The 24518-nt window shown below is 63.8% G+C and carries 20 protein-coding genes; 3 read left to right on the top strand and 17 right to left on the bottom strand.

The genetic code is table 11. From position 1 onward, the window contains the following. Positions 1 to 56: 56 nt before the first annotated feature. From B2246_RS17360 to pilM, 11 genes are all read right to left on the bottom strand, one after another. Positions 57 to 1520, bottom strand: a complete 1464-nt coding sequence (locus B2246_RS17360; protein WP_286882629.1) for a glutamate synthase subunit beta — start codon at positions 1518 to 1520, stop codon at positions 57 to 59. A gap of 111 nt (positions 1521 to 1631) precedes the next feature. Next, positions 1632 to 6299 (bottom strand): glutamate synthase-related protein, encoded by a 4668-nt coding sequence (locus B2246_RS17365; RefSeq protein ID WP_224446166.1) that lies wholly within the window; start codon positions 6297 to 6299, stop codon positions 1632 to 1634. Between the two features lie 366 nt (positions 6300 to 6665). Then, positions 6666 to 7409 (bottom strand): transposase, encoded by a 744-nt coding sequence (locus B2246_RS17370; protein WP_008643018.1) that lies wholly within the window; start codon positions 7407 to 7409, stop codon positions 6666 to 6668. 86 nt (positions 7410 to 7495) lie between these two features. Continuing rightward, the gene (locus tag B2246_RS17375; protein ID WP_035881102.1) at positions 7496 to 8644 is read right to left on the bottom strand and encodes a deoxyguanosinetriphosphate triphosphohydrolase; all 1149 of its coding nucleotides are present in this window, start codon (positions 8642 to 8644) and stop codon (positions 7496 to 7498) included. A 53-nt stretch (positions 8645 to 8697) separates the two neighbouring features. Continuing rightward, a complete protein-coding gene (gene aroB, locus B2246_RS17380; protein WP_035881101.1) occupies positions 8698 to 9804 on the bottom strand; it encodes a 3-dehydroquinate synthase in 1107 nt (368 codons plus the stop codon). Then, the gene (locus tag B2246_RS17385) at positions 9801 to 10400 is read right to left on the bottom strand and encodes a shikimate kinase (protein WP_008643014.1); all 600 of its coding nucleotides are present in this window, start codon (positions 10398 to 10400) and stop codon (positions 9801 to 9803) included. Before B2246_RS17385 ends, aroB begins: the two co-directional genes overlap by 4 nt. A gap of 219 nt (positions 10401 to 10619) precedes the next feature. After that, positions 10620 to 12752 carry a type IV pilus secretin PilQ gene (gene pilQ / locus B2246_RS17390; protein ID WP_008643013.1) on the bottom strand — a complete coding sequence of 711 codons (2133 nt, stop codon included), beginning with the start codon at positions 12750 to 12752 and terminating at the stop codon, positions 10620 to 10622. Beyond that, positions 12749 to 13261, bottom strand: a complete 513-nt coding sequence (locus B2246_RS17395) for a pilus assembly protein PilP (RefSeq protein ID WP_008643012.1) — start codon at positions 13259 to 13261, stop codon at positions 12749 to 12751. Before B2246_RS17395 ends, pilQ begins: the two co-directional genes overlap by 4 nt. 23 nt (positions 13262 to 13284) lie before the next feature. Beyond that, positions 13285 to 13956, bottom strand: a complete 672-nt coding sequence (locus B2246_RS17400; RefSeq protein ID WP_008643011.1) for a type 4a pilus biogenesis protein PilO — start codon at positions 13954 to 13956, stop codon at positions 13285 to 13287. 2 nt (positions 13957 to 13958) lie between these two features. After that, the gene (locus tag B2246_RS17405) at positions 13959 to 14603 is read right to left on the bottom strand and encodes a PilN domain-containing protein (protein WP_008643010.1); all 645 of its coding nucleotides are present in this window, start codon (positions 14601 to 14603) and stop codon (positions 13959 to 13961) included. A gap of 17 nt (positions 14604 to 14620) precedes the next feature. After that, positions 14621 to 15691: a type IV pilus assembly protein PilM gene (gene pilM / locus B2246_RS17410; protein WP_029308627.1), complete on the bottom strand. Its 1071-nt coding sequence runs from the start codon at positions 15689 to 15691 to the stop codon at positions 14621 to 14623. A 469-nt stretch (positions 15692 to 16160) separates the two neighbouring features. Here pilM and B2246_RS17415 point away from each other — a divergent pair, with 469 nt between their 5' ends. Further along, positions 16161 to 18539: a penicillin-binding protein 1A gene (locus B2246_RS17415; RefSeq protein ID WP_035881100.1), complete on the top strand. Its 2379-nt coding sequence runs from the start codon at positions 16161 to 16163 to the stop codon at positions 18537 to 18539. 72 nt (positions 18540 to 18611) lie between these two features. Here B2246_RS17415 and cyaY read toward each other — a convergent pair whose 3' ends face one another. Further along, positions 18612 to 18947 carry an iron donor protein CyaY gene (gene cyaY, locus B2246_RS17420; RefSeq protein WP_011517748.1) on the bottom strand — a complete coding sequence of 112 codons (336 nt, stop codon included), beginning with the start codon at positions 18945 to 18947 and terminating at the stop codon, positions 18612 to 18614. 132 nt (positions 18948 to 19079) lie between these two features. Between cyaY and lptM the strand changes: the two genes are divergently transcribed. After that, positions 19080 to 19337, top strand: a complete 258-nt coding sequence (lptM, locus tag B2246_RS17425) for an LPS translocon maturation chaperone LptM (RefSeq protein WP_035881141.1) — start codon at positions 19080 to 19082, stop codon at positions 19335 to 19337. Positions 19338 to 19350: 13 nt separating this feature from the next. Further along, a complete protein-coding gene (lysA, locus tag B2246_RS17430; RefSeq protein ID WP_035881099.1) occupies positions 19351 to 20610 on the top strand; it encodes a diaminopimelate decarboxylase in 1260 nt (419 codons plus the stop codon). Positions 20611 to 20705: 95 nt separating this feature from the next. Here the strand turns inward: lysA and msrQ are convergent, their stop codons facing one another. The 5 genes from msrQ to B2246_RS17455 all read right to left on the bottom strand — a co-directional run bounded on the left by msrQ (position 20706) and on the right by B2246_RS17455 (position 24286). Then, positions 20706 to 21380 carry a protein-methionine-sulfoxide reductase heme-binding subunit MsrQ gene (gene msrQ, locus B2246_RS17435; RefSeq protein WP_051705287.1) on the bottom strand — a complete coding sequence of 225 codons (675 nt, stop codon included), beginning with the start codon at positions 21378 to 21380 and terminating at the stop codon, positions 20706 to 20708. Beyond that, a complete protein-coding gene (gene msrP, locus B2246_RS17440; RefSeq protein ID WP_035881098.1) occupies positions 21380 to 22390 on the bottom strand; it encodes a protein-methionine-sulfoxide reductase catalytic subunit MsrP in 1011 nt (336 codons plus the stop codon). Before msrP ends, msrQ begins: the two co-directional genes overlap by 1 nt. Before the next feature lie 74 nt (positions 22391 to 22464). Continuing rightward, positions 22465 to 23298: an anti-sigma factor family protein gene (locus B2246_RS17445; protein ID WP_035881139.1), complete on the bottom strand. Its 834-nt coding sequence runs from the start codon at positions 23296 to 23298 to the stop codon at positions 22465 to 22467. After that, positions 23298 to 23831 (bottom strand): RNA polymerase sigma factor, encoded by a 534-nt coding sequence (locus B2246_RS17450; protein ID WP_008642998.1) that lies wholly within the window; start codon positions 23829 to 23831, stop codon positions 23298 to 23300. Before B2246_RS17450 ends, B2246_RS17445 begins: the two co-directional genes overlap by 1 nt. Positions 23832 to 23860: 29 nt before the next feature. Further along, a complete protein-coding gene (locus tag B2246_RS17455) occupies positions 23861 to 24286 on the bottom strand; it encodes a lipoprotein (protein ID WP_008642997.1) in 426 nt (141 codons plus the stop codon). Positions 24287 to 24518: the final 232 nt, after the last annotated feature.

Raw genomic sequence — 24518 nt, forward strand, 5'->3', positions numbered from 1 at the left:
CGCAAGTTCGCACTTGCGGGGGGTTTTGCTTTTGCTTTTGAACCCGACGCTACGGATCAGCGCGGCAGGGTCGAATGGCCCATCAGGAACGCGTCCACCGAACGGGCAGCCTGGCGGCCTTCGCGGATGGCCCACACCACGAGCGACTGACCACGGCGCACGTCACCAGCGGCGAACACCTTCGGCACGTTGGTGTAGTAAGCGCGATCGCCTTCGGTCGATGCCTTGGCGTTCTTGCGCGCATCCGTGTCGACACCGAACGCTTCGAGCATCGAGCCAACCGGGTTCGTGAAGCCCATGGCCAGCAGCACCAGGTCGGCCTGCAGCACGAACTCGCTGCCCGGCACTTCCTGCATCCTGCCGTCCTTCCATTCGACGCGGCAGGCCTTCAGTGCCTTGACCTTGCCGTTCTCGCCGACCAGTTCCTTGGTGGCCACCGACCAGTCACGCGAGCAGCCTTCGTCGTGCGACGACGACGTGCGCATCTTGATCGGCCAGTACGGCCACACCAGCGGCTTGTTCTCTTCTTCCGGCGGCTGCGGCAGCAGTTCGAATTGCGTCACCGAGGTGGCGCCGTGGCGGTTCGACGTGCCCACGCAGTCCGAACCCGTATCGCCACCACCGATCACGATAACGTGCTTGCCTTCGGCACGAATCTCGTTGACGCCATCGCCCGCCACTTCCTTGTTCTGCGGAATCAGGAATTCCAGCGCGTAGTGCACGCCGGCCAGATCGCGGCCCGGCACGGGCAGGTCGCGCGGCACTTCGGCGCCACCGGCCAGTACCACGGCGTCGAACTGCTCCATCAGCGCCTGGGCCGAGATCGTCTCGCGAGCGTAGTTCTTGATGCCAGCCGGCAGCGCGCCGTCGGTCACCATCACGCCAGCGCGGAAGGTCACGCCTTCGGCCTGCATCTGCTCGATGCGGCGGTCGATCAGGCTCTTCTCCATCTTGAAGTCGGGAATGCCGTAGCGGAGCAGGCCGCCGATGCGGTCATTCTTCTCGAACACGGTCACAGCGTGGCCGGCGCGCGCCAGTTGCTGGGCGACCGCCATGCCGGCAGGGCCCGAACCCACGACAGCGACGGTCTTGCCGGTCTTGTGCGCAGGCACCTGCGGCTGGACCCAGCCCTCTTCCCAGGCCTTGTCGATGATCGCGTGCTCGATCGACTTGATGCCAACCGGCAGCTCGTTGATGCCGAGCGTGCAGGCAGCTTCGCACGGTGCCGGGCAGATGCGGCCCGTGAACTCGGGGAAGTTGTTGGTCTGGTGCAGGACTTCGATCGCCGACTTCCAGTCCTGGCGATACACGAGGTCGTTGAAGTCCGGAATGATGTTGTTGACCGGGCAGCCGTTGTTGCAGAACGGGATACCGCAGTCCATGCAGCGCGCACCCTGAATCTTCGCCTCGCTGTCCGACAGCGCGAACACGAATTCCTTGTAGTGCTTCACGCGCTTGACTACGGGTTCGTAGCCTTCGTTCTGGCGCGCAAATTCGAGAAAGCCAGTCGCCTTACCCATGTTGCATCCTTGGTCTTGCTTGGCGCGAGGCGGCCGGGCCGGCCTCGCGTGGGGTCAGTATCTTGTCGGCGCCGCGAACCTGGCCGCGGCGCCATCTCGTGGGGCTACCGATCAGGCGGCCACTGCCTCGCGATCGTTGTCGCGCGCGGCCTGTTCCTTCGCGTACATCTCGCCCAGCGCGCGCTTGTACTCGGTCGGGAAGACCTTGACGAACTTGCGGCGTGCGGTGGTCCAGTCCGCCAGCAGCGCCTTGGCGCGCTCCGAACCGGTGTAGCGGAAGTGCTGCTCGATCAGGTTGCGCAGGATGACTTCATCGGCCGTGCGCTCGCCACCGAACTTGTGCCACTGCGCCTTGGGCTGGCCCTTCTCCTGGTCGGCCGAAGCCAGCACCGCCTCGAGCGCCACCATCGACGTGTTGCAGCGCTTGTCGAACAGGCCATCCTCGTCGTAGACGTAGGCCACGCCACCGGACATGCCGGCCGCGAAGTTACGGCCCGTGCCACCCAGCACCACGACGGTACCGCCGGTCATGTACTCGCAACCGTGGTCGCCCGTGCCTTCCACGACAGCCGTGGCACCCGAGTTACGCACCGCGAAGCGCTCGCCGCCCACGCCATTGAAGAAGGCTTCGCCAGCGATGGCGCCGTACAGCACCGTGTTGCCGACGATGATGTTGCGGGTCGGATCGCCACGGAACTCGTGCGGAGCGCGCACGATCACGCGGCCGCCCGACAGGCCCTTGCCCACGTAGTCGTTGGCGTCACCCACCAGATCCATCGTGATGCCATGTGCCAGGAACGCGGCAAACGACTGGCCGGCGGTACCCTGGAACTGGATGTGGATCGTGTCGTCGGCCAGGCCTTCGTGGCCGTGCTGCTTGGCGATCACGCCGGACAGCATCGCGCCAACCGTACGGTTCACGTTCTTCACCGGCTGGATGAACGACACGCGTTCGCCCTTGTCGATGGCCGGACGCGCCTTGGCGATCAGCACGTGGTCGAGCGCCTTGCCGGCTTCCGCCGACAGGCCGTGATCCTGCACGTCGGTGTGGTAGCGCGGCACGTCGGCCGGGAACGGCGGCTGGTAGAAGATGCGGCCGAAGTCCAGGCCACGCGCCTTCCAGTGTTCGATACCGGCGCGCATGTCGAGCAGGTCGGCGCGGCCGATCAGTTCGTCGAACGTGCGGATACCCAGTTGCGCCATGATCTCGCGTGCCTCTTCCGCAACGAAGAAGAAGAAGTTCACAACGTGCTCGGGCTTGCCCTGGAATTTCTTGCGCAGCGCCGGATCTTGCGTGGCCACGCCCACCGGGCAGGTGTTCAGATGGCACTTGCGCATCATGATGCAGCCTTCGGCAACCAGCGGCGCGGTAGCAAAACCGAACTCGTCAGCGCCCAGCAGCGCGCCGATCACGACGTCGCGGCCGGTCTTCATCTGACCGTCGGCTTGCACGCGGATACGGTTGCGCAGGCCGTTCAGCATCAGCGTTTGCTGCGTCTCGGCCAGACCCAGTTCCCACGGCGTGCCAGCGTGCTTGATCGACGACAGCGGCGATGCGCCGGTGCCGCCGTCATGGCCGGCGATCACCACGTGATCGGCCTTGGCCTTGGCCACGCCAGCAGCCACGGTACCCACGCCCACTTCGGACACGAGCTTGACCGAGATGTCCGACACCGGGTTCACATTCTTCAGGTCGTGGATCAGCTGTGCCAGATCCTCGATCGAGTAGATGTCGTGGTGCGGCGGCGGCGAGATCAGACCCACGCCCGGCACCGAGTAACGCAGCTTGCCGATGTAGTCCGAGACCTTGTGGCCGGGCAACTGACCGCCTTCGCCGGGCTTGGCGCCCTGGGCCATCTTGATCTGGATCTGGTCGGCCGATGCCAGGTATTCGGCGGTCACGCCGAAACGGCCCGAGGCCACCTGCTTGATCTTCGAGCGCAGCGAATCGCCCGCCTTCAGTTCCAGGTCGCGCTCGATCACGCCATCGCCCAGCAGGCCCTTGAGCGTGTCGCCCTGCTTGATGGGGATGCCGCGCAGTTCGTTGCGATAGCGCTTCTCGTCCTCGCCGCCTTCGCCGGTGTTCGACTTGCCGCCGATGCGGTTCATCGCCACGGCCAGCGTCGTGTGGGCTTCAGTCGAGATCGAACCCAGCGACATGGCGCCGCTGGCGAAACGCTTGACGATGTCCTTGGCCGATTCCACTTCTTCCAGCGGAATGGCGCGGGCCGGATCGACCTTGAACTCGAACAGGCCACGCAGCGTCATGTGACGGCGGCTCTGGTCGTTGATGATGTTCGCGTATTCCTTGTACGTCTGGTACTGGCCCTTGCCATCGTCGGCGCGCACCGAGTGCTGCAGCTTGGCGATCGAGTCCGGAGTCCACATGTGTTCTTCACCGCGGATACGGAATGCGTATTCGCCGCCGGCTTCGAGCATGTTTTCCAGCACGGGGTTGCTGCCAAACGCGTCGCGATGCAGGCGCAGCGCTTCCTCAGCCACCTCGAAGATGCCGATGCCTTCGACGTTCGACGGCGTACCGTGGAAGTACTTCTGCACCAGTTCGCGCGACAGGCCGATGGCTTCGAAGATCTGGGCGCCCGTGTACGACATGTACGTGGAGATGCCCATCTTCGACATCACCTTGTGCAGGCCCTTGCCGATCGCCTTGACGAAGTTCTTGACAGCCTTTTCCGGCGACAGGTCACCCGACAGGCCCGAGGCCATGTCGGCCAGCGTTTCCATCGCCAGGTACGGGTGCACGGCTTCGGCGCCATAGCCGGCCAGCAGCGCGAAGTGGTGCACTTCGCGGGCCGAACCCGTTTCCACGACCAGGCCGGCCGACGTGCGCAGGCCCTTCTCGACCAGGTGATGGTGGATGGCCGACGTGGCCAGCAGCGCGGGAATGGCCACCTGCCCATCGTCCACGCGACGGTCCGTCACGATCAGGATGTTGTAGCCCGAACGCACCGCGTCCACGGCTTCCGCGCACAGCGACGCCAGGCGGGCCTCGATGCCTTCCTTGCCCCACGCCACCGGGTAGCAGATGTTCAGTTCGTACGAACGGAACTTGCCACCGGTGTAGTGCTCGATGTTGCGAATCTTGGCGATGTCCTTGAAGTCCAGCACGGGCTGGGACACTTCGAGGCGCATCGGCGGGTTGATGTTGTTCAGCTCCAGCAGGTTCGGCTTCGGACCGATGAACGACACCAGCGACATCACCATGTTCTCGCGGATCGGGTCGATCGGCGGGTTGGTCACCTGGGCGAACAGCTGCTTGAAGTAGTTGTAGAGGGTCTTGTTCTTCGACGACAGCACGGCCAGCGGCGAGTCGTTGCCCATCGAGCCCGTGGCTTCCTCACCGGCCAGGGCCATCGGGGCCATCAGGAACTTGACGTCTTCCTGCGTGTAGCCGAACGCCTGCTGGCGGTCGAGCAGACGCGCCACCGGCTTCTTCTCGGCAGCTACATCCTCGGCCTTGGCCTCGAGCTCGTCGAGCTTGATGCGCACGGCGTCGATCCAGCTCTTGTACGGCTTGGCGTTGGCCAGGTTGTCCTTGAGTTCCTTGTCGTCGATGATGCGACCCTGCTCCATGTCGATCAGGAACATCTTGCCCGGCTGCAGACGCCACTTCTGGACGATGCGCGACTCGGGGAACGGCAGCACGCCGGCTTCCGACGCCAGCACGACGAAATCGTCTTCGGTCACGTAGAAGCGGGCCGGACGCAGACCGTTACGGTCCAGCGTCGCGCCGATCTGCCGACCGTCGGTGAAGCAGATCGCCGCCGGGCCGTCCCACGGCTCCATCATCGCGGCGTGGTACTCGTAGAAGGCACGACGGTTGTCGTCCATCAGCGTGTGCTGTTCCCAAGCTTCCGGGATCATCATCATCATCGCGTGGACGAGCGGGTAACCGGCCATTGTCAGCAGTTCGAGGCAGTTGTCGAACGATGCCGTATCCGATTGACCCGGGTAGATCAGCGGCCAGAGCTTGGGCAGGTCGTCGCCGAGCACCGGCGACGAGATCGCGCCGGTACGCGCGTTCACCCAGTTCACGTTGCCCTTCACCGTGTTGATTTCGCCGTTGTGGGCGACCATGCGGTACGGGTGGGCCAGTTCCCAGGCCGGGAACGTATTGGTCGAGAAGCGCTGGTGGACCAGGGCCAGGGCCGACACGGCGCGGGCGTCCAGCAGATCCAGGTAGTACTCGCCCACCTGGTTGGCCAGCAGCAGACCCTTGTACACGACGGTACGGGCCGACATCGACGGCACGAAGTATTCCTTGCCGTGCTTGAGCTTGAGGGCCTGGATGGCGTGGCTGGCGGTCTTGCGGATGACGTAGAGCTTACGTTCCAGCGCGTCCGTGGTCATGATGTCGCGGCCACGACCGATGAAGATCTGGCGGATCACCGGCTCGGTCTTGCGCACGGTCGGGGACATCGGCATGTTCGCGTCCACCGGCACATCACGCCAACCCAGCACGACCTGGCCTTCCAGGCGCACGGTGCGTTCGAGTTCCTGCTCGCAGGCCAAGCGCGAAGCGTGTTCCTTAGGCAGGAAGATCATGCCCACGCCGTATTCGCCGGCGGGCGGCAGGGTCACGCCCTGCTTGGCCATTTCCTCGCGGTAGAACTGATCCGGGATCTGGATCAGGATACCGGCGCCATCGCCCATCAGCGCGTCGGCGCCCACGGCACCCCGGTGGTCCAGGTTCTCGAGGATCTTCAGACCCTGCGAGATGATTTCGTGGGATTTCTTGCCCTTGATGTGAGCCACCATGCCGACGCCGCAGGCATCGTGCTCGTTGGACGGGTCATACAGGCCCTGAGCCTGCGGGCGGGCGGCGATTTCGGAGGATTGTTGCGAGTGGTCCACGGGCTGAATTCCGGTGAAGGCTGCGCAGCCAGCAAGGCAGACCGAACGGGATGGCTGTGTACGTGCTTCTTCGAGCAACGATGTCAGACAGCGGGACCGCAGCGGCGTACACGAGCGTGACGCGCCGCACAATGACTGTGGGTGGAGCAACTATAAAAGAATCGTCCGAGCCCTTGCAAAAAAATTAAATGGGGTCAGAACACATTAAATTTCTCACCATCTCGGCGCACAATTTAATTGGGGACACATTATTTATGGCGCACAAATGCATCATGTTGGTGCACTGTCAAAATCCTCTGTATCGCCTGTGCGCTCGCTCTCGGATTCGGTGGATTTTCGGGGACGTCCTTTCGGCAGCGGATGAATGCGTCGCGTGGCATGGCGTTCGAGCTGCGCCAGGAAGGCATCGTCGCCTAACGGCCAGCCGCTGTGCGCATGTTTCTGCAACGTCGCCAGCGTCTTGCCGGACAACCCTTCCAGCGCCAGCGCGCGGTAATTGGACTGCCGCTCGAATGGCGTATTGCCAAGCTCCCAGTAAATAGAGTGATCACTCACAAGCGGGCTCGCCTCAATACCGATGTGATGGCGATAGCTACTCCAGCGATCCGCCTCCAATGTCGCTGCATCGCCCGCGCGCGTGGCGTTGGACTCCACGTAGATCATGGCCGGCAGCAGCCAGGCGCCTGGCTCGATCACGGCCGAGCGGAAGCGCCCTTCCCAAAGGGTGCCGGTACGGCTGGCCGCACGGTTGAAATGGCGCGCGTAGCGACGTCCGACAGCCTGCATCGTCAGGCTCAGCGAGTCAGCGCCCTTGGGCGTGGCAACCAGGTGAATATGGTTCGGACGCAGAACGTAGGCGTGGACTGCGACGTCATGCTCGCGCGCGGCCATGCGCAGGCAGTCGAGGTAATGCAGATAGTCGTCCGGACCCAGAAACACAGGCTGACGATTGTTGCCGCGTTGCAACACGAGGGCCGGCAGGCCGGCGGGAGAGAAGCGGGGAAGACGAGCCATCGAACATCCTGCTGAAACGATGGCGCAATGATACGCGGATCTGTCCCCGTTTATTGGTGGGCGCTAATTGCCCACCCGCTGCCTGCCTAGTTGCTCTCGCTGACGGCGAAAATCCGCCGGTGCTCGCGGATGGCGTACCGGTCAGTCATGCCCGCGATGTAATGCGCGATCAGGCGCGACTGGTCCGCCCCGTGGCCTGCCTGATATTGCGGCGGCAACAGGCGGGAATCCTGCATAAAGGCCGTGAACAGGTCCGAGATGATCCGCTGGGCCTTGGCCGACATCCGCATCACCAGATAGTGGCGATACAGGTGGCGGAACAGGAAGCGCTTGAGGGCTGCGGCTTCCTCATGCACCTTGGGACTAAAGGACACCAGCGGGCCAGCGGCGCGCACCGCATCGATCGACTTTGGATTGGCGGTGGCAATGTTGCGACTGGTGGTCTCGATCAGGTCGACGATCAGCGTATTGATCATGCGCCGAACGGTCTCGTTGATTGCCCGGCGCCCATTGATCTCCGGGAACGCCTCGGCCACTTCGGCACGGTGGCGACCCCACATGGGCACCTCGTCGAGCTGCTCCAGGGTCAGCAACCCCGATCGCAGGCCATCGTCGATATCGTGATTGTTGTAGGCGATCTCATCGGCCAGGTTGGCCAGTTGGGCCTCGAGCGACGGCTGCGTGCCCTGCAGGAAGCGGCGTCCCAGCTCGCCGAGCCCCGCCGCGTTGACACGCGAGCAGTGCTTGAGAATCCCTTCGCGCGTCTCGAAGGTCAGGTTCAGGCCATTGAAGCCGCCGTAGCGCTCTTCCAGTTCGTCCACCACCAGCAGGCTTTGCAGGTTGTGCTCGAATCCGCCGTGGTTCTTCATGCAGCCATTCAGCGCGTCCTGCCCGGCATGGCCGAACGGTGTGTGGCCGAGATCGTGGGCCAGCGAGATCGCCTCGACCAGATCCTCGTTGAGGCGCAGGTTGCGCGCGATCGACCGCGCGATCTGCGCGACTTCCAGGCTATGGGTCAGCCGCGTCCGGAACAGATCGCCCTCATGATTCACGAAGACCTGGGTCTTGTACTCGAGCCGCCGGAACGCGGTACTGTGGATCACACGGTCGCGGTCGCGCTGGAACTCGCTGCGGGAGGACGAGGCCGGCTCCGCGTGTACCCGTCCGCGCGTCTGCGCGGAGTGGGCGGCGTACGGAGCAAGGTGGGCTTCAAGATCGGTCGACAGGGCGGTCATGCGGCAATCCGTTATCCGTTACAGGGTCAGGGCTGCGAGGCATAACCGTTCGCTCAGGCGACCGGGGCCTCGGTGGGAGGTTTCAATACCGCGTGACGCAGCGTCTCGCGCAGGTCCGCGTCCGGCACGGTGGTAATGAAGGCGGAACCCAGCTTGCGCAGCAGGATGAACTTGATGCTGCCCGCTTCGGCCTTCTTGTCCACCTTCATCAACTCGATATAGCGATCAATACCCAGATCCGGCGCCACCACCGGCAACATCGCCGCCTGCGTCAGCGTGCGAATGCGGGCGCGCGTCTCGACGTCGATGAAGCCGAGCCGGTGCGAGAGGTCCGCGGCCATCACCATGCCACAGCCCACCGCCTCGCCATGCAGCCATTCGCCATAGCCCATGCCGGCTTCGATCGCGTGACCAAACGTATGGCCGAAATTGAGAATCGCGCGCAAGCCGCCTTCACGTTCGTCCTGGGCCACCACGGCAGCCTTGATCTCGCAGGAGCGGCGCACCGCTTCGGTCATCAGGCCGGTGTCGCAGGCGTTCAGCCCGGCGATATGGTCCTCGATCCAGGCGAAGTAGTCGGCGTCGGCGATTGCCCCATGCTTGATGACCTCGGCCATGCCTGCCGCCAGTTCGCGCGGGGGCAACGTGCGCAGCGTGTCGATGTCGGCGATCACCGCGTTGGGCTGGTGGAACGCGCCGATCATGTTCTTGCCGAGCGGATGATTGATGCCGGTCTTGCCGCCCACCGACGAGTCGACTTGCGCCAGCAGCGTGGTCGGCATCTGCACGAACGGCACGCCGCGCATGTGGCAGGCGGCGGCAAACCCGGTCATGTCTCCCACCACCCCGCCGCCCAGCGCGATCAGCGTGGTCTTGCGGTCGGCCCCTGCCTGGAGCAGCGCATCGAAAATCAGGTTCAGCGTTTCCCAGTGCTTGAAGCGCTCGCCGTCCGGCAGCACCACGGTGCGCACGGTCTTGCCAAGGCCGGCAAGCACGGCTTCGACGCGCGCCGCGTACAGCGGGCCCACGGTCTCGTTGGTGACAATGACGGCATGCTGGCCGCGCACATGCGGGGCCAGCAGGTCGGCGCGGTCCAGCAGGCCGCTGCCAATGTGGATCGGGTAACTACGCGTCCCGAGATCGACTTCAAGCGTGATCATGAGTGGGTGTCCTGCGCCGGCGGCCCGTCATCCTCGGCGGATTCGGGCACGATTTCCGCGGGCGGAAACACAAAACCGGCCATTTCAAGTTGCATAAGAACCATATTAGCAAGCTGCGCCACGGTCGGCTTGCCGGTTTCGATAATGAAGTCCGCCACCTCGCGATAGAGCGGATCGCGCTCGGCATAGAGTGCCTCGAGGCGGCCCTTCGGATCCTCCGTCTGCAGGAGCGGTCGGTTGCGGTCATGCCGCGTGCGCAGCCACAGATCGTGCGGGCTGGCGCGCAGATAGACCACGGTGCCATTGGCCTTCAGCGCTGCGCGGTTGACCTCGCGGAGCACCGCGCCGCCGCCCGTGGCCAGCACGATGCCACTGCGCCCGGTCAGCTCGGCAATCACCTGGGCCTCGCGATCACGGAACCCCGCTTCGCCCTCATGCTCGAAAATTATCGGGATTCGCACCCCGCAGCGCGCCTCAAGTTCATGATCGGAATCGAAGAACGGATAGTTGAGACGACGGGCCACGGTGCGGCCGACGGTGGTCTTGCCGGCGCCCATCAGGCCAACAAAGAAGATATTCGGGCGATTGGCTGTCACTGGACTGAGGTCTTGCACAATAAGGCGGCGGGCACCCGCGTCAGGCCGGGAACCCGCAAGGGGCGTGATGCATACGCCATTGTGCATCATCCCGCCGCGCTGGTCCTGGCCGACCCTCAGAGCCGCCAACGTTGCCGCCAAATAGAAAAAGGCCGCGTCGCTTTGCGACGCGGCCTGCCAGTCTACTGCATCCGGGCCCCCTGCTGCACCCGGCCGGCGTTATTTGAGCGACACGTTATCGTTCAGGACACGCGGCGTCAGGAACACCAGCAGTTCGGTCCGGTTATTGACCTTGGCGTTGTTCTTGAAGAAGTTGCCAAGCACCGGGAGGTCGCCCAGCCAAGGTACCTTGTTCACGGTATTGGACTCTTCCTGGCTATAGATACCGCCGATTACGACCGTGCCGCCATTCTCCACCAGCACCTGCGTCTGCACGTGCTTGGTGTCGATGGCGAAGCCGTTGTCCGTCCGGATACCGACGCTGTCCTTGTTCACATCGACGTCCAGCAGCACATTGCCTTCCGGCGTGATCTGCGGCGTGACTTCAAGCTTCAGGTTGGCCTTGCGGAACTGCACCGAGGTCGCGCCGCTGGAGGTGGCCGACTGGTACGGCAGTTCGGTACCCTGCTCGATCAGTGCCTTGATGTTGTTGGCCGTCACGACGCGCGGGCTCGAGATGATCTTGCCCTTGCCGTCGGCTTCCAGTGCGGACAGTTCCAGATCCAGGAATCGGCCTGCAGCAGCGTTGAAGATACTGAATGCCGCCGTAGCCGGGTTCACGCTGTTGATGGCTGCGGCAGGCAGGCTCAGTGCCGGGGTACCGTCGTTCGTGGCATTCGGCAGCGAGTTGCCGTAGTTGGTGCTCAGCGAGCTGCCAGACTTCGGCAACGCAAAGCCGAGCTTCACACCGAGGTTCCGGCTAAAGGTATCGCTAGCCTCGACGATGCGTGCCTCGATGATCACCTGCCGCACCGGGATATCGATCTTCTGCAGGAAGATCTGCACTTCCTCCAGCTTGCTCGAGACATCGGACACAAACAGCTGGTTCGTGCGGGGATCCGCTGTCAGCGAACCGCGCTTGGACAGCATCCGCGTCGCGCCCATCATGCCTGCCGCGCCACCAACCGGCATCGGCATCGCACCTGCCGCCCCGGCAGTGCCTGTAACCATGCCCAGCAACATCTTGCGAACGTCATCGGCACGCTGGTAGTTGAGCTGGAACACCTGGCTGCGGATCGGTTCGAGTTCGTTGATCTGCTGCATCGCCTCGAGTTCGAGCTTCTCCTTGGTCGCCAGTTCCGCCTTGGGCGCCACCCACAGCACATTGCCGTTGCGGCGCGAGGCCAGGCCCTTCGAATCCATCACGATCTGCAGCGCCTGGTCCCACGGCACATCCTTCAGGCGCAACGTCAGGTTGCCCTGGACCGTGTCGCTCGTGATGATGTTCAGGTTCGTGAAGTCCGCGAACACCTGCAGCAGCGAGCGGATGTCGATGTTCTGGAAGTTCAGGGACAGCCGCTCGCCGCGGAAACCTTGGCCCGCGATCAGCTTGTTCGGGTCATCCTTGACCTGCCGCACCTCCACCACGAACTGGTTGTCCGTCTGGTACGAGCTGTACTCCCAGTTGCCACGCGGCTCGATCGTCAGTTTCGCGCTGCCATTGGCATCGCTCGCTCGCATACTCTGGATCGGCGTGCCGAAATCCGTCACATCGAAGCGGCGGCGCAGATCGGCCGGCACTGACGTGCCCATGAAGTCGACCACGAGGTTCTGGCCCTGCTGCGCGATGTTGATGCCCGAATCACGCGACGAGAGATCCACCACCACACGCCCGGCGCCATCGCCCCCGCGACGGAAATCGATGTTCCGAATCGACGGACGATTCGCTGCCATCGCCGATGTCGGCATCGTCGTCGCCGGCGCGAACGTCGGCACCGCGCCAGTTGCGGCCTGCTGGACGTTGTCCAGCATCACCACGAACTGGTTACCACGCACCTCGGTGCGGTATGTCGTCGACCGGCTCAGGTTCAGCACCACACGTGTGCGGTCCCCGATCTGCATCACGTTGGCGCTCTTGAGCACCTTGCCGCCGTACTCGTACTGGGCGCGCCCCGCCGCGAAGCCCGTGTCGAAGAAGTCGATCGCGATCTTCGCCGGATTCTGCGTGGTGAAGTCCGCCGGTTTCTGCGCCAATGGTCCCTGCAGATCGATCGTGAATACGGTCTGCTCGCCAAGCACGTTGGCTTCCATCTGCTTGACCTGGTTGTTCTGCGCCAGCGCCGCCGGAGAGGCGAGCACCAGCACCATCGTTGCCGCGCCCGCGAGCGCCTTGACCCATCGTGCCGTGATCATGCCGATGCCTCCAGCTTCAGGCTGGTCATTTTCTCTTTCCACTCTGAGACCCCTTCCCGGACCAATTCGCGCAGCACGATCTCCTGATCGGTGATGCGGACCACCCGGCCATAGTTCTGGCCGAGATACTGACCCACCTTTACGTGATGGATCTTGTTATCTACGCGTACGACACCGTAGGTCTCGCCGTTTTTCTTCAGCATCCCGAGCATCTTGAAGTTCTCCAGCGGATAGTCTTCAAGGGGCTCGTGCCGCCGTCCGGCCTCCGGCGACTCCGACATCGCCTTGTTCAACTCGCCGATCTTCGTCTGCGCGAAGGGCTCGGGAGATTTGGTGCCCGCATACTGGCGCGGCTCATAGGGCTTGACCTCGGGCAACGGCTCAGGCGGCGGCACCTTTGCCGCGCGCGTCTGCGCCATCCATTGCTGGAGGTGTTCATCCTCGCCTGCACCGCAACCGGCCAGGGCGACAACGGCCAATGCCGCAACCGCCACTGCGCGCAGGGCCATGGGGGGGCGTCGGGTCAGGCGGCTCACTTGGCACCTCCCTTGGCCTTCTTCGCGGCGTCCGCGGCTGCCTTGCGCTGCGCGGCCTGCTCGTCGGGATCCAATGCGCGGTAGGCCATGGCGACAGCTTCCATTGATAGCGTGCCGTCCTTGCTCACCGACATGTTCAGGTTCCCCATCGAAACAATCCGCGAGAGTGCCGCCACGTCGGCGTTAAAGAGCGCGACATCGTGGTAGCGGCCCGTCACTTTCAGGTTGACCGGAATTTCGGCGTAGTACGCCTTGATCGTGGCTGGCTGAGGCTTGAACAGTTCGAACTGCAGTCCGCGCGCCACGCCGGCGTGGTTCACATCGGCCAGCAGCGCATCCATCTCGGTGCTGTTCGGCAGTTGGTGCTCGGCAAGCGCCACGCGCTTTTCGACCTCGGCCTTCTGCGCGACCAGCGCGTCGAGGTTCGCGACCTGCGCCACCTTGGTCTGGAACTGCTGCTTCAGCGTTTCCTGCTCGGCGCGCTTGCGGTCCAGATCGTCGCTCTTGTCGCTCCAGTAGAACTGCCAGCCGAGCGCCAGCACAATGGCGGCGGCAAGCGCGGAGAAGGCTACGCGCGGCGCCGTCGGCCAGGTCTCCGGCTCGTTCAGGTTCAGGCCACGGAACTGCGCGGTCAGGTCCTGCAGTGAGATTTCGGTATTGAGCGCCATGATCAGACCTTTCGACCAGCGGGCATGCCCGCGGCGTCGGAGGCGCCCTTTTTCTTGTCGCCCGGGACTTCCGGCGCGCGATAGGAAAAGCGCATCGAGAATTCGAACAACCGGCGCTGTTCGCGCAGGTTGTTGGTCATGGTGATGGCCTTGGACTCCACCAGATCCGCCTGGTCGAGCCAGGTCACCTGGCTGATGTTGCGCAACAGCTCGGACACTCGTTCGTTGGACTGCGCCACGCCGGTCATCACGAACTTGTCACCGGTCTGCTTGAGGCTGGACAGGTAGACGCCTTCCGGCACCTGACGCACGAGCTCCTCGAGCAGTTGCACGGGCAGGTTTCGCTGCGCCTGAAGGCTCTCGATCGCGCGTTGGCGATCCAGCAGTGCCTCGATGTCCTTCTTCAGCGAGTTGACCCTGCTGATCGTCGCATCCATGCTGGCGTTTTCCGTCTTCAGCACCTGATTGCGTGCCGCGACGGCATCGATCTGCGAGTCGATATAGAAACCGCCGATCAGAACCACGAGCGCCCCCGCGCCCGCTGCTCCGCCCAGCATCGTGTAGACCTTCTTCCGCCGGGCCGCCTTGCGCGCCTCGTGATACGGCAGCAGGTTGACCGACGGAATGGAATTCGTCGTCGTGGACATGCTTGCCCCCCGGTGGGTTATTGCAAACCGCGCAGCGCCAGTCCCGCACTGACGATGTACGCAGGCAGGTCACGCTGGAGATAGCGCTCGTTGACCTTGCCTGCGGTCATCATGTTTGCGAAAGGATTGGCCAGCGTCGTCGTGATCTGTGTCTGTTGCTGGATAGCCGCCTGCACGCCGAGCAGGGACGCATGTCCGCCCGAAAGCAGGATCTCGTCCACACGGCCAAGGCTGGAACTGGCGATGAAGTTGCCGATGGCGCCCTGCACTTCCATGGCCAGCGCCTCGAGCGACGGCTTGAGCAGTTGCGCGCGCCACGACTCCGGCAGCGTGTTCTTGCGCTTCTTGATTTCGGCCTTGAGCGCATCGAGCGTGAACATGCGCGCGGCGCTCTGGGTGAGCTGATCGCCGTAGCTGTTCAGTGGCTGCTCGTACAGTTCCTTCCAGCCCTGGTAGAAGATCGCCTTGGAGCGGCTACCGCCAAGATGGACGACCGCCACAACCGGGAGGTCCTTGGCATCGGCTTCCGAGAGACCTTCTGGCACGCCGAGCATCTGCACGATCGAGCGCTGCACGGCGTACTCTTCGACGTCCATCACCTGAGGCTTCAGGCCAGCCATCTCGGCGGCCGTCACGCGCTCCTGAACGCGATCGCTATTGGCGGCCGTGACACGCACGCCGATGCCGCCTTCGGTTTCGCTGGGACCAATCACCGCAAAGTCGAAGTTGACCGCCTGCGAAGGCGGATAGAGGCGGTGCGCCTCGGATTCGACCTGGGAATAGAGTTCGTCTTCCGAGAGATTGTCCGGAAGACTGACCGTCTGGGACTCCGTCAGCATAGACGGCACGCCGAGCACGACTTCCTTCGTGCGGATGCCAGCCTTGCCGAGCGCGCGCTTCAGCGCGATACCCACGGCCTCGATGTTGACCACGTTGCCATCGGCAACGGCGTTGCGATCCAGCAATTCGCTGGCGCATTTTTCCAGCCTGAAGTCGTTTCTGCCTGCCCCGACGGACAGCTCCACGACCTTGACGCTAGACGACCCAATATCTACGCCGACCGTAGTCCGGCGTAGAAGACCCGACAAGATGCCCCGTCGCAAGGTGACCCCCTGACATTTGAACTCGCCCACGGCATGTCTGCTCTAACGGTGCGAGCCAGTTTCTTTGGATGAAACGTTTTGCTCTTTTATGGTCGACGATTCTTACAAAATCCAAGGGCGCTGGCAATGTGCCGGTTTAACCACGCTTTCTTTTTCAGATCGCCCCTGCCAAAGCGTTGCCAAAATCCGACGCTCAACAACAACTTCGTTGCATAGCGTTGCCCCGCGCCAATTCTGCGATCCTTGCCCGTATTCCTGGCGACACACTCGACACCACCGCTCCCGTTTCCGGCCCGCCGCGCGCGTTCCATGGCAATCGCCTGCACGGCAGGACACGCAAGCTCTCAGGCCATTACATCTTGTAACAGCGCGATAGCGCCTTTCGCGCCACAGGAACGCCGGGCCGCCGGAGGGGCGGCGATATAATCCGGGCACTCTGATTAGGTAAACCCTTATGGCCACAGCACAACAGAAGCCGTCCCTTCCCGTCCGCCGCCCATTGTGGGCACGGATCATGATCTGGGTGATCGGACTGCTTGTCGCCGGCATGGCAGCGGTAGCGCTGCTGGTTGGCTATGCGTTGGTTGTGGCGGCGCCGAACCTGCCGTCGCTGGACACGATCACCGACTACCGCCCCAAGATCCCCCTTCGGATCTATACGGCCGACAACGTGCTGATCGGCGAATTCGGCGAGGAACGCCGCAACTTCGTGCCGATCACCGAAATCCCCGACGTCATGAAGAAGGCCGTGCTCGCGATCGAGGACGACCGGTTCTACGAACACGGCGGCGTGGACTTCGTCGGCGTGATGCGCGCCGGCCTGGCCAACCTGCGCGGCGGCCTGTCGCAAGGCGCCTCGACGATCACGATGCAGGTGGCGCGCAACTTCTTCCTTTCGAGCGAGAAGACCTACACGCGCAAGATCTATGAAATGCTGCTCGCGTACAAGATCGAGGCAAATCTGAGCAAGGATCAGATCCTCGAGCTCTACATGAACCAGATCTATCTGGGGCAGCGCGCCTACGGCTTCGCCAGCGCGGCGCGCGTGTACTTCGGCAAGTCGATCAAGGACGTGACGCCGGCCGAGGCCGCCATGCTGGCCGGCCTGCCCAAGGCGCCGTCGGCCTACAACCCGGTGGTCAACCCACGCCGCGCGAAGGTGCGCCAGGAGTACATCCTGCAACGCATGCGCGACCTGCACTACATCACGCCGGAACAGTACGACCAGGCAGTGCGCGAGCCGCTGAATGTGCGTAGCGAAGGCAACGAATTCTCGACCCACGCCGAGTACGTGGCGGAAATCGTGCGCCAGCTGATGTACGCGCAGTACCGCGAGGAGACCTATACCCGCGGCCTGACGGTCTACACCACGCTAACCAAGCCCGACCAGGACGCCGCCTATGAGTCCGTGCGCAGCGGCATCATGAACTACGAGCGCAAGCACGGCTATCGCGGCCCCGAAGCGTTCATCGACCTGCCGTCCGATCCGGCCGAGCGTGAACAGGCCATCGACGATGCGCTGGTCGAGCATCCGGGCAGCGACGACCTGCGCTCCGCCGTGGTCACGAGCATCTCGCCGAAACAGGTCCGCGCAACTCTGCTATCGGGCGAGGTGGCAACGATCGAAGGCACGGCGCTGCGCTTCATCGCGCCGTCGTTGGCGGCCAGCGCGCAGCCCAAGGTGAAGATCCGCCCGGGCGCGATTATCCGCGTGACGCAGGACCCGAAGGACAACTCGTGGACGGTGACGCAATTGCCGGAAGTCGCCGCCGCGTTCATCTCGATCAACCCCGAGGACGGTGCGATACGCTCGATGGTGGGTGGTTTCGACTACAACCGGAACAAGTTCAACCATGTGACGCAAGCCTGGCGTCAGCCCGGGTCGAGCTTCAAGCCGTTCATCTACACGGCTGCGCTCGAAAAGGGCTTCTCGCCGGCCACGGTGATCAATGACGCACCGCTGACGATCGGACCGGATACGGGTGGCCAGGTCTGGGAACCCAAGAACTACGACGGCAAGTTCGAAGGGCCGATGACGATGCGCCGCGCCCTGGCCAAGTCGAAGAACCTGGTGTCGGTGCGTATCCTGCGCGCGATCGGCACGCAGTACGCCCAGGACTACATCACGCGTTTCGGCTTCGAGGCCGACAAGCATCCGGCCTACCTGCCGATGGCGCTTGGCGCGGGTAGCGTGACGCCGCTGCAGATGGCGGGCGCCTACTCGGTGTTTGCCAATGGCGGCTATCGCATTAACCCGTTCCTGATCCAGCGGGTCGAGGATTCGCGCGGCAAGATCGTCTCGGAGACTCATCCTCAGAAGGCTGGTGGCGATGCCGTGCGGGTGCTCGACGCGCGCACCGCGTTTATCGCCGACAGCATGCTGCGCGAGGTGGTGCGTAGCGGCACGGCAAACCCGGCCAAGCAGCGCCTGGGCCGTAGCGACTTGGCCGGCAAGACCGGCACCACCAACGATGCGGTCGATGCGTGGTTCGCCGGCTACACGCCGAAACTGGTGGCGATTGCCTGGATGGGCTACGACCAGCCCAAGAGCCTGGGCGTGCGCGAGACCGGTGGCGGACTGGCACTGCCAATCTGGGTCGGCTACATGAGCAAGGCGCTCAAGGGGGTGCCAGAAAGCCCGGATCGCCAGCCGCCTGAAGGTGTGGTCATGGTAGCGGGAGACTGGACGCTCGAGGAAAATGCCGGCGGCGCAGGCGTGGCATCGGTGGGCCTGGGCGACCCGTGGCCTGGCAAGCCGGACGAAAGCTCGCGCCCTCCACAGGACACCGAGGCGGAAAAGAAGAAGATCCTGGAGATGTTCGGCGGAGCCTGACCGGCGCCGCCCCCCAACGAAAAACCGGCCCTCGCGGCCGGTTTTTTGTTTCGGCGTGGCGTGCCGGAACGCTTACTTCAGTGTCAAGGTGACCCCTGCCTGCTGGCTCATGTACCCGGACAGCGCGGCATACAGTTCGCCACCACCCCGCGTATCGACCCATTTGCTGCCATCGTTGCGGAAATGGAAGCCACCGGCCTTGGCTGCCACCCACAGTTCCTGCATGGGGGCCTGGCTGTTGACGATGATCTTGGAGCCGTCCTCGAACTCGAGTTCCATCACGTTGCCGGTCCGATTGATTTCCACGTCGGCGTCGGCCGCATCGGCGGCGGCTTCGATCGCCGCTTCCAGTTGGTCCAGGGCCTTGCTGGCCAGCGCCAGGAACTCGCTTTCACTGAGGGGGGGCATGCTACACTCCAAGGCCGCCGGCGCCCCGTTCGGATTGGGCACTCGGGCCGGCATCAATTGATGGAAAAGTCGGGAAACCTTGCGCTTCCCGCAGCCATCCGAGAACCCATCCAGACAATGAAGGACTTCCCGATGCTGCGTCGTGCTGCGATTGTATCGGCGTTTGCCGCCACACTCGCGATGCCCCTGGCCGGATGTGGCATTCGCGGCCCGCTGTACATGCCGATCGTGCCACCCGCTCCGACGGCGCCAACCGTGGCCGATCCCGGACTGGGCAAACCCGATGCGCCCGGAGCCGTCGAGCCCGCGCGCCCCATGTCGGAGCCGTCGACCGCCTCGCCCGTGCCCGTGGAACCGGCTCGTGGCAGTTCCGCCCCCTCAGCACGTTGAGTGCCGTTTGAACATGACCGATTTCTTTTCGCGCCGCGATGGCATCCTCTCCGTCGAGCAAGCCCCGCTGACCCGCATTGCCGACCAGTTCGGCTCGCCGACCTTCGTCTATTCGCGGGCCGCGCTGACGGCCGCGTACAACGCCTACGCGGCCGCGTGCAAGGGCCGCAACGCCCACGTGCAATATGCGGTGAAGGCCAATTCGAACCTGGCCGTGCTGCAGGTATTTGCGCAACTCGGCGCGGGATTCGACATCGTCTCCGGTGGTGAGCTGCTGCGTGTGATCGCCGCTGGCGGCGACCCGCGCAAGGTGGTGTTCTCCGGTGTCGCGAAGAACATCGCGGACATGGAGCTGGCGCTGAGCCACGACGTGCGCGGCTTCAACGTCGAGTCGATTCCCGAACTGGACCGCCTGAACGCTGTTGCCGGCCGCCTCGGCAAGCGCGCGCGCGTGTCGCTGCGCATCAACCCGGATGTGGATGCCAAGACGCATCCGTACATCTCGACGGGCCTCAAGGCCAACAAGTTCGGCGTCGCCTTCGAGGACGTGCTGCCGACCTATCGTGCTGCCGCAGCGCTGCCGAATATCGAGGTCACGGGCATCGACTGCCATATCGGCTCGCAGATCACCGAGGTGGCGCCTTATCTGGAGGCGCTCGACAAGGTGCTCGACGTGGTTGAAGCACTCGAGGCCGAAGGCATCAAGCTGGAACATATCGATGTGGGCGGCGGCCTGGGCATCACCTACAACGATGAAACCCCGCCGGACATCACGAAGTTCGCCACCACGCTGATCGACCGTGTGGCCGCGCGCGGCCACGGGCACCGCGAGGTCCTGTTCGAACCGGGCCGTTCGCTGGTCGGCAACGCCGGCGTGTTGTTGACCCGTGTGGAATTCCTGAAGCCCGGCGCGGCCAAGAACTTCTGCATCGTCGACGCGGCAATGAACGATCTGGCGCGTCCCGCGATGTATGAGGCATTCCACCGCATCGAGCCGGTCGCCCCTCGCAACGACGCGGGGGTGATGTACGACGTAGTGGGTCCGGTCTGCGAGTCCGGCGACTGGCTCGGCCGCGACCGCACGCTGGCCGTTCAGGCCGGCGACCTGCTGGCGGTGATGTCGGCTGGCGCCTATGGTTTCGTGATGAGTTCGAACTACAACACGCGCGGCCGCGCGGCCGAGGTGATGGTCGATGGCGATACCGTGCATCTGGTGCGCGAGCGCGAGTTGCCCGCGGACCTGTTCCGCAACGAGCGACTGCTGAAGGCCTGACCTGAGGCCAAGGGCTTGAGGCTTTAGGCTTGAGGCTTGAGGCCTGACAGGCTCTCGGCCAAAACAAAAAGGGCGACGTTCTACGTCGCCCTTTTTTATGGCATTGCCCGCCGCCTCTGCAGCCACCACCACACGCGTAGCGCCAGCAGTACGAACACCACTACGGCATAGATCGACACCTCCTGGAAATCGTTCTTGCCCGCTTTGTGCCACCAGTAGTGCAGGATCGCCAGTACGGCAATCGCATAGATCGCACGGTGCAGCAATTGCCAGCGTCTACCGCCAAGCCAACGCACCATCGCATTGGCAGATGTGGCGGCCAACGGGGCCATCAGCACGAATGCCGCAAAACCCACCGTGATAAATGGCCGCTTGCCGATGTCCTTGATCATGTAGGCCACGTCGAAGCCGCGATCCACCGCGAGCCACAGCATGAAGTGCAGCACGCCGTAGAAAAACGTGAACAGGCCAAACATGCGGCGCAACCGGATCAGCCAGTGCCAGCTGGTGATCCGGCGCAGCGGCGTTACCGCGAGCGTGACGCACAGCATGACTAGCGTCCAGGTGCCCGTCGATCGTGTGACGAACTCGAGTGGATTCGCGCCGAACTGCGACGTGGCGCCGAGGTACATCAATCGCGCGAACGGCAGGAGCGCCAGAAGCCAGGCACAGACCTTCACCGCGCGCACGCGTGACGGCGCGAGCAACGCCAACCCAGCGTGGCGCGGCGAATCCTGCGCGGCCGACGCCGGCAGATCGCGCTCGGCCATCAGAAATTCTTCCTCAGGTCCATGCCCTGATAGAGCGACGCCACCTGCGCTCCGTAGCCATTGAACATCAAGGTCTTGCGCTTCGGCGCGAACAGGGCCGAGAAACCGCCTCCCCCCTTGTCTTCGCCGATACGCCGTTCCGTGGCCTGGCTCCAGCGCGGATGGTCCACGTCAGGATTCACGTTCGAGTAGAAGCCGTACTCGTTCGCCGCGGCGATGTTCCAGCTCGTCGGTGGCTGCTTGTCGACAAAGCGGATCTTCACGATCGACTTGGCACTCTTGAAGCCATACTTCCAGGGCACCACCATGCGCACCGGTGCGCCGTTCTGGTTCGGCAACACCTCACCGTAGAGTCCAAATGTGAGCAGCGCCAACGGATGCATGGCCTCGTCCATGCGCAAGCCTTCGCTGTAGGGCCATTCCAGCACCCCGCTGCTGATACCGGGCATCTGCTTCTTGTCGGCCAGCGTGATGAACTGGACGAACTTCGCGCCCGGCTGCGGCTCGACACGCCGGATCAACTCAGCAAGCGGATAGCCGATCCACGGGATCACCATCGACCAACCTTCGACACAGCGGAGCCGATAGATCCGCTCCTCAAGCGGTGCAAGCCTGAGAAGTTCGTCGAGGTCGAACACCTTGGGCTGCTTGACCAGCCCCTCCACCGCGACCTGCCACGGACGCGGCCGCAGCGTAGCGGCGTATCGCGCCGGGTCGGACTTATCGGTGCCGAACTCGTAGAAGTTGTTGTAGGTCGTGACGTCCTCATACGAGGTACGTTTTTCCGTCACCGCGTAGGCATTGTTCAGCGTGGCCGCCAACTTGGGGAGCTTGCCTGGCGAGCCCTGCGCGAACGCCTCCCGCGCAAACCAAGGTGCTGCCAGGCCCCCGGCCGTACCCGCTGCCGCCATGGCCAGCAGGCGCCGTCGCGCCGTGAATACGTGCTTCGGGGTGATCTCGGAGGCAGCGATGTCATCGCCGCGCAGCCATTTCGGAGAGGGAATCAGCATGGTTCGAACGAAGCCTGATGGAGCCTGGGGAGTTTGACAGGGAAGACTGCTGAAAGGTGCGGCGGGCGGTGCGATTATCCCCGTTGGTATTGCTGATAGACGGCCGTCGCCAGCGCCAGCAGTCGCTCACGATCGATCGGCCCCGCCAGTGCGAAACCGAGACTGTGATCGACCCAGTAAAACGCCATGGCAGCGGGCCCGGTGGATTGAGCACCTTGGGCAGGCGCCAGCCGTTCGAGCCGGAATGCGGTATCCGGTGTCCCTTGCGCCATCCGCCGCAATTGCAGCGACAGGCGTGTCCCGGCGTCATTCTCATACATCAGGATAGCCATCGGACCGCCCTCGGCCACACCGAGCCGCCCGCCGATCAGGCGAAAGCCCTGTGCGCGGAGATCAGGGACCTGCAACGGCGCACCGAGCCGCTTGGACAGCCAAGCGACCATGTGCGCCTCATCGCTGGCGGGAACCTCGACCACATGGCGAACCTCGGGTGCATAAACCACATGGCTGGCCAATGCGTCGCGTGCAAATCGTTCGAGTGGAGGCACGCCGCCGAGGTCGGCGTCAAATCGACCACGCGCCATCCAGCCGCTCGTGCCACCGATGATGAATGTCGCGACGCTGGCGGCCAGCGCTAGCGCCACGGGCCAGAGCGGGCGATGAGCCTTTGCGCGCCCGCTGCCGGCGCGTAATCCGCGTGGAAGCGCGTCCAGCGGTACCGCCTCCTTGAGGACGGCGTTCAATGATGCGTGCAGCCCCGCCGTTTGGCGACGCCAGGCCTCGACCTTGCGCGCGGCTTCCGGATCGGCTGCCAGGAAGGCTTCGACTTCGGCCCGGCGCGGGCCGCTTAACTGGCCGTCCGCGTATGCATGGAGGTCGGCTTCGCCGACTGGAGTCGGGGTCACCATCATTTCACCCGCTGCAACGAGGTTGTTGCCGCAGCACTATCGGCGCCGCCATCCAGCAGGCGACGCATATGTTCGCGCGCGCGCGCCAGGCGCGACATCACGGTGCCGATCGGCACGTCGAGCACCCTGGCGGCCTCGGCGTACGAGAACTGCTCCAGGCTGACGAGCAGCAGCACCGCGCGCTGTGGCTCCGGTAACTGGCCGAGTGCCTGTAACAGATCGCGACGCAGGCCCGGGTCGGCGGTATGGGCAACCACCTCCGGCAGCGTATCCATTGCGGTCACGACATCACTCTTGCGCAGATGATTCAGGCGCAGCCGATGCATCAGTGTCAGCAACCATGGCAGCAGCCCATCCGCGCCATCGCCCCATAACGCGCCGGGGCGAAGGCGAAATCTCCAGCGATAGCGCAGGGCACGCTCGAGCGTGTCCTGCACGAGATCGTCGGCCAGCATGGCATCGCCGGTCAGACCGCGGGCATGGCGCCGCAAACGCGGCGCCAGTACCACCAACTGACGTTCAAACGGTTCCATGCCGGGATTGCCTAGCGACGATCAGGGCTTCACGGCAGCGCGACGTGCCAGACGGCGTTGAAGTTGTCGCCTGACTTGTCGCCCGCCTTGGCGTCCTTGGCAAAGCGATAAAGCGGCTTGCCCTTGTACGCCCACTGCCGGGTACCGTCATCGCGCGTGATGATCGAGTAGTCACCCGATGCGCTCTTGCCTGGCTCAGCCAGCAGCGGCGGCCAGTTGGTCGAGCACATGCCGTTGCAGACGCTCTTGCCGCCGTTCGCCGGGTCACGATCGAACGTGTACAGCGTCAGGCCCTGCGGATCGGTCAGCGCGCCGTTGGTGACTTTCACGGTAGGCGGCATGTCGCCACCACCCATCCCCAGGCTGGAACAACCGGCCAGCAGGACAGTGGCAGCACCCAGCGCGAGTGCGATCGGGCGGAGCTTCGATACAGCAGTGTGACGAGAAGCCATCATGAGGGTCTCCTTCTTCAGGGCGGTGCCGACAACCGGCGCCGTTCTCTTTCAGTAAACACCCGATGTGATGTGTTTATTCCTCCCACCTCAAAAAAATGTGGCGTTCAGCGGCGGAAAGTGGCTTCTTAGATGGTGATAAATGCCTAATGACGCATATTTAGAAAACCGAAGCGCATTCTCTGCGAAACATGATGCGACGGTTCGAGCCTGTCCGATGTTCAGGGTCCGCTCA

It is taken from the genome of Cupriavidus sp. UBA2010 (assembly GCF_002335265.1).
Classification (GTDB): domain Bacteria; phylum Pseudomonadota; class Gammaproteobacteria; order Burkholderiales; family Burkholderiaceae; genus Cupriavidus; species Cupriavidus metallidurans.